This window comes from Ornithinibacillus bavariensis (genome assembly GCF_050433565.1).
In the GTDB taxonomy this organism is placed as follows: Bacteria; Bacillota; Bacilli; order Bacillales; family Amphibacillaceae; genus Ornithinibacillus; species Ornithinibacillus bavariensis.
Window position 1 is genome coordinate 660,343 of sequence record NZ_JBNPWZ010000001.1, and the last position, 6,077, is coordinate 666,419.

8 protein-coding genes are annotated in these 6,077 nt (G+C 32.4%); 5 read left to right on the forward strand and 3 right to left on the reverse strand.

Annotated features, from left to right (window positions below; all coding sequences use genetic code 11):
* From HNR27_RS03100 to HNR27_RS03110, 3 genes are all read left to right on the forward strand, one after another.
* A complete protein-coding gene (locus HNR27_RS03100; protein ID WP_429338710.1) occupies positions 1-234 on the forward strand; it encodes a hypothetical protein in 234 nt (77 codons plus the stop codon).
* Between the two features lie 265 nt (positions 235-499).
* Complete coding sequence (locus HNR27_RS03105) at positions 500-1,132, forward strand: histidine phosphatase family protein (RefSeq protein WP_429338711.1); 633 nt, start codon at positions 500-502, stop codon at positions 1,130-1,132.
* An 80-nt stretch (positions 1,133-1,212) separates the two neighbouring features.
* Positions 1,213-1,767: a nucleotidyltransferase domain-containing protein gene (locus HNR27_RS03110; RefSeq protein WP_429338712.1), complete on the forward strand. Its 555-nt coding sequence runs from the start codon at positions 1,213-1,215 to the stop codon at positions 1,765-1,767.
* 86 nt (positions 1,768-1,853) lie between these two features.
* On the opposite strand, the gene HNR27_RS03115 is transcribed toward HNR27_RS03110, so the two are convergent.
* From HNR27_RS03115 to HNR27_RS03125, 3 genes are all read right to left on the reverse strand, one after another.
* Positions 1,854-2,048 (reverse strand): hypothetical protein, encoded by a 195-nt coding sequence (locus HNR27_RS03115; protein ID WP_212919805.1) that lies wholly within the window; start codon positions 2,046-2,048, stop codon positions 1,854-1,856.
* A gap of 71 nt (positions 2,049-2,119) precedes the next feature.
* Positions 2,120-2,242 carry a YjcZ family sporulation protein gene (locus HNR27_RS03120; RefSeq protein WP_212919804.1) on the reverse strand — a complete coding sequence of 41 codons (123 nt, stop codon included), beginning with the start codon at positions 2,240-2,242 and terminating at the stop codon, positions 2,120-2,122.
* 76 nt (positions 2,243-2,318) lie between these two features.
* Positions 2,319-2,396 (reverse strand): YjcZ family sporulation protein, encoded by a 78-nt coding sequence (locus HNR27_RS03125; RefSeq protein ID WP_244853401.1) that lies wholly within the window; start codon positions 2,394-2,396, stop codon positions 2,319-2,321.
* Positions 2,397-3,065: 669 nt separating this feature from the next.
* Here HNR27_RS03125 and HNR27_RS03130 point away from each other — a divergent pair.
* Positions 3,066-4,118, forward strand: coding sequence for a DUF3231 family protein (locus HNR27_RS03130; protein ID WP_429338713.1), 1,053 nt, complete (start codon positions 3,066-3,068; stop codon positions 4,116-4,118).
* A 264-nt stretch (positions 4,119-4,382) separates the two neighbouring features.
* The gene (locus HNR27_RS03135; RefSeq protein WP_429338714.1) at positions 4,383-5,576 is read left to right on the forward strand and encodes a hypothetical protein; all 1,194 of its coding nucleotides are present in this window, start codon (positions 4,383-4,385) and stop codon (positions 5,574-5,576) included.
* The last annotated feature ends 501 nt before the right edge of the window (positions 5,577-6,077 follow it).

Sequence of the window (6,077 nt, forward strand, 5' to 3'; positions counted from 1 at the left end):
ATGTTGATTCCAAGTGATATACGCATAGCCGGTGCTTATGTTTTATGTAAAGGGTTATTTGTACTTCAAGTTGGTCCAAACAAAGAAGGTGATAAATTTGGAATGGTCAGGTTGGGAGGGCATAGAGAAGGTAATGAAACAGCATTGGATACAGCAAAATGTGAAGTCTATGAAGAAGATCAAGTGGAAATTACTCCTTTCAACCCCAATACAACATATTATCTTAGTGAGTAGAATGAAGACCCTACTAAAGTTAAGGTAAATGATATAGCTTTGAAATGGTAATGAAGGTATATGTTCTAATGTATTTTAATATAGGACTATTTTTTTATGAAACAAACAGGTGATCAATAATTTGATTGCCTTTTTCTATTTTACAGCAATACGATATTTCGAATAATATGTTAGTATTTAGTCGAAGGATTCTTGAAAACGGAATAGATTGTTAGTGAAATTACTATTGAAAGCAGTAAAAAATATCTTAAGGGTGGTCAATTGAATGGGGAAGATTATCTTAATACAGCATTGTCAGTCAGAGCATCATATTAATAATATGTCAGGTGGATGGACGGATACTCCTTTAACTGAATTTGGTAGAAAACAAGCAGTAACTTTAGGTAAGAAATTAAAAAAATTGGTAGATTGTAATGATAATTATGTTCTATATTCTTCTGACTTACTAAGGGCGTTACAAACAGCAGAGATAGTAGGAACAGAATTAGGTTTAGATGTTATAAAAGATAATAATTTGCGAGAAATAAATACTGGTGTTGCTGCTGGCAAAACAAAGGATTGGGCAAGAGAAAATAGAAACCCAAGAACGAGTGATGGATTTGATTTAGATTATCAGGAATTTCAGGAAGGTGAAAGTTGGCGAGATTTTTATAGTAGAGTTTGTAGATGTATGGATAGGATCTATGAATCTGAAAAGACCAAAAATCTAATAATTATCACTCACGGTGGAACTTTAGGTTATATACTTGCTTGGTGGATGAAATTTGAGGCAGAAATGATAGTTAACGCATATTTCTCTTCTTCAGTAGGTGGTGTTACAATTCTAAGTCAAAATAGTTTTCAACAAAATGTTGTAAATAAATTTAATGATACATCCCATTTAGATTTGTTAAACTAACTGGGGAAGAAAGCACTATAGCACAATAGCAGGAATTCTGAATAATAAAAAGGGAAAAAGTAAATGTTAGGAGAACGATATTGTTAAACACTTTATCTATTATCGGTAAAGAAATAAATAAATCCAAAATTTCTTGGGGAGTGGGCGGATCGCTACTTTTAAGTTTTCATCAATTAATCGATTGGCCTAATGACATCGATATTTTAGTAGATGAACAGAATGCAGAGCAACTAAATCAAATTTTATCTAGTATTGCTACAGCTAATGAAGTAATTCATTATCCTCCCTATAAAACTGTGTATTTCTCAAAATATAGTATCGATAACATTGATATAGATGTAATGGGTGGGTTTGCTATTGAACACGATGAAGGTATTTATAAATTGTCGTTTAATAAGGAATCGGTTGTAGCTCACAAAAAAATTAATGGGGTAGAAATACCACTCTGTTCACTTGAAGATTGGTATATCTTATACTCGTTGATTCCTGGAAGGCGGGAAAAAGCTATTCTTATTGAAAAATACTTTAGAAATAGTGGAGTGAATCACCCCGAACTTTTAAAAGAAGCATTCAATCAGCATTTACCAATTAACGTCAGAGAAAGGGTAGAAAACTTATTAAACTATATTAGCTAATAGTTTTCAATACTATTCAATGTCTCTCATTCCAATAGTCAGAGTAACCAAAAGCCCCTCCGAATGAGAAGGGCTTTTGAGTTTGATTAAAATATACGTCTTCTAAAGCGAAACGAAAAGACAAAAATAACTGCTGCAAATGGTACAAATCTTCTTCTAAAGCCTGATATTAAAAAGAACCCGCCTCTAGGAGGATCTCCACCAATTACTCCACGATATACCCTTCCGTCACGCATTCTTACTTCAACAGGTTCGCCTCGATATCTCATCATTGGGTTCATTTTTCCACTTCCTTTCTTTGTGGGTTAAACAAAAGGACAGAAGTATCTGTCCTTTTGAGAGGGATGTTCACTCAATATGACCAATATGAGGCTCCTACAATAATAAGCAAAATAAACAATACAACGATTAATGCGAAGGAACTACCACCACCATATGATGCTCCACCATAATTACCGCCTGATCCATACCACATATATACATTCACCTCCACAAAATGATTTAGAGTTCTTTCTTATATAAGCGGATTATTGATTATAAATTAGAAATAATTAATAGCCGCCTCCCGTATAAGAAGTACCTACAATGATAAGCAAAATGAACAATACTACAATTAAAGCAAATCCCATTCCTGAGCCATACATATTAACACCCCCTGCTCATAAATTGGATATTCTAATCTATCCACTATTACATTATGTAAATACTTATTTTATGAAGTAGATAAACGTGTAAAATAATAGAAAATCCATGTTTGTCTAATAGATTTATACCCTATGAATAAAAGCGTATGTACAAAGACATACGCTTTTTTGGAGGTGATCCATATGATGCCGCTGTAGGATACGGCTACTATAAACTATGTAAAGATTATTAATCTGTTTGGACGTCTGAATTATTATTTATAGATTTTAGATTTTATATGTAATTGTTTATAGTAAAAATACCTTACTAATAAAGTCAGATGAACTATAATTGGTATATTTATGTAATAGATATTAGTCTATTACATTTTGACAAAGTAAATACTATATGTGTACCAAATATAGCAATTCTTTATAAGAATAGTGGTAATATCCCAGGCAATTTTGGTGACACTGCATTCAGTATTAACAATACATTTGATACTAATATGCTTGAAAACCTATGGTATAAAAAAATAAAAATACCCTCTCCTTGGGGTGCAGTACCCTTTGAGACGGATCTTTTTAATTGAAGAATTGTACGGATTGCTCATTCATAAATTTTTCCTATTCCGGGCATATTATTCTGTGACGAATGGAATAGGAGGTTGTCTTATGGAATACGCCGATAAAGAATTAAATCCATTTCATGTTATGAAACCACTTAGTTTGAGTACAAGAGAACAGGATGAATCACAACCTTTAACAGTTATTGAAATGGGTAAATTATGGACTACTTATGTTGGAAATAGTATGTCAAGTCAAATCCTCTCTTATTTTCTTCAACAGTGTGAGGATGAGTATATTAAGAAGTTATTGGAGAATGCCTTAGCATTAAGTAAGGACTTTTTGCAAAGGGTTGGAAAATTTCTAGAGGAAGAAAATTTCCCTATACCAGCAGGTTTTACTCAAGAGGATGTAAATCTTGGTGCCCCGCGTTTGTACGAAGATGAATTTTATGTACATTATTTAAAATATGTAGCTAAGGGTGGTATGAGCATATATGCAGTGGCAATCCCGTTGGTAATAAGGGAGGATATAAGAGAGTTTTTCATTTATGCAAATGAATGTACATCTATCCTTTTGGGGCAAATTAATAATATTTTATATGGCAAGAAATACACTGTAATGCCTCCAATCATTCCAACACCTGAGAAAAATGATTTTATAAAAAACCAAAACTACTTAAACGGTTGGTTTGGAGATGTCAGACCACTACATGCCATGGAGATTGTTCATCTATACGATAACATTGAAAATAACACAACAAGTAAAGCTTTATTATTAGGATTTTATCAGACCGTTAAAGACGAAAAGATAAAGGCTTTGTTTAAACGAGGCTTAGAAATGACTGATAAGGCAGTGAAGCAATTTAGTGAAAAGCTTCATGTTGAGAACCTACAAACACCTTCATACATAGACCATTTGGTAACAACATCCACTTATTCTCCTTTTTCGGATAAAATAATGGTATATCATAAATTCGACATGTTCTCTATAAAGATGCGGTCATTTGGGAATGCATTGGCGGTAAATGGAAGAAGAGATATAGCTGCATTATATGGAAGAGCGATGATTAACGTTGGATTATTTGTCGATGATGCTGCAAATATCTTAATTGATAGAGGCTGGCTGGAATCACCGCCAAAAGCATTCGATAGAAAATAATTTTGATGACTTACAATAGCTAAGATTTGTTACCAATGACACAAAACTACTAAATGTAAAAACCTTGTTGAATCAAGGTTTTTTTATTTTAGTTTCAGTATAATCGAGGCTACATTATCTAAGAGGTATAATTTCAAAAATAATCAATCTAAATCTTAAGACTGATAATATTTACACCTATAGGCTAATAGATTAAATGCTTGATGGGTGGTAGAATCATCCATGAATAATAATCTATTGGATGCTTGAGGGGGCTTAAAACGAATGAGCAAGAACCTTAGTCAAATTTCACAAGACTTAGTAAAAGAAAAACTAGAAAGTTATTGGCCAAATTTCGATTTGGTTGCATTTGCCTTATATGATACGAGCAATGTGTATTTATTCAATCATCCTAAATTCAAGCAACATAATAAATTTCAAACCTTACAAAGGGATTACCAATTTAACGGTTGTACATTAATTTTGTATGAAGGTTATCCTACAGCAATAGTTGATTTAGAATTGTATGATGACTATGAAGGGTTGTATTCAATTTTTGTACATGAGTTATTTCATGGGTTTCAATATCTTAAAGGTGAAAGTAGATTTCCAGATGAAATTATAGGCCTTACTTATCCATTATTAAAAGAAAATGTAGAATTACGAAATCGGGAAAGAGCTATTCTTTTCGACGCCATGTTGGAAGATGATTTAATGAAGAAGAAACAATATCTTAACACTTTTATTTCCTTAAGAGAAAAAAGAGCAGCTAATATGGATAACTATATTACATATGAAAATTTAGTTGAAACCATTGAAGGACCAGCTTGGTATGTTGAGCTAAAGGCATATTCAGAAAAAAGCACGATTGAACACAAATTAATTATCAAAAAATATGGACAGCATCTAATCGATAAATTTGAATCTACTTTAGACATACGAAAGAGTTGTTATAGTTCAGGCTTGGTTATGTGTTTATTATTGGATGATTTTTTACCGGATTGGAAGGAAGGCTTTTGGGATAAGCCAGAAACACTATACGATTTAATAAAACAAAACTCCGATAACATCGGAAAAATACGTGATGTGGAAATAAGTGCTGAAACAGAGAAAGTAATTAATTTTGTTAAGCAAAAAAGGAATTGCTCATTGGAAAGCTTTGAGCAGCAAAACGGAATACATCTATTTATTGAAGGTGAAATAAAGGCTATATCTTTTGACCCGATGAATATCGTCCCACTTGAGGATAGGCTGTTACATAAGAACTTTATTAAAGTAAGAATTAACAATAAAGACTACCTTATTAAACAACCTGTCATAGCACATTGTAAAGACGGATTTCGAAATATTACTACATTACATCTCATTTTACAGAAAAATCCCATTGAAAACATTGATTCACTTACAATTGAAGGGATAGGAGTAATTAATGGAAGCTATAAGAAGCAGGAAAATGGTTATACGATAATTTGTGAATGAAGCCCCTTTTCTTTTATAACATACCATGAAAATAATAAGCTACTATATCAAAAAAGACATAATAAAATTGATCCAGTAACTAAGCTTCATTTCAGTCCAGATTATTATATGAAATGAAACATAGAGGTGGTCTAAGCTTCATTTTAGTCCAGATTATTATATGAAATGAAACATAGAGGTGGTCTAAGCTTCATTTTAGTCCAGATTATTATATGAAATGAAACATAGAGGTGGCCTAAGCTTCATTTCAGTCCAGATTATTTTACGAAATGATGCATAGAGGTAATCTAAGCTTCATTTCAGTCCAGATTATTTTACGAAATGAAGCATAGAGGTGGCCTAAGCTTCATTTCAGTCCAGATTATTATATGAAATGAAGCATAGAGGTGGTCTAAGCTTCATTTTAGTCCAGATTATTATATGAAATGAAGCATAGAGGTGGTCTAAGCTTCATTTTAGTCCAGATTATTATATGAAATGAAGCATAGAGGTGGTCTAAGC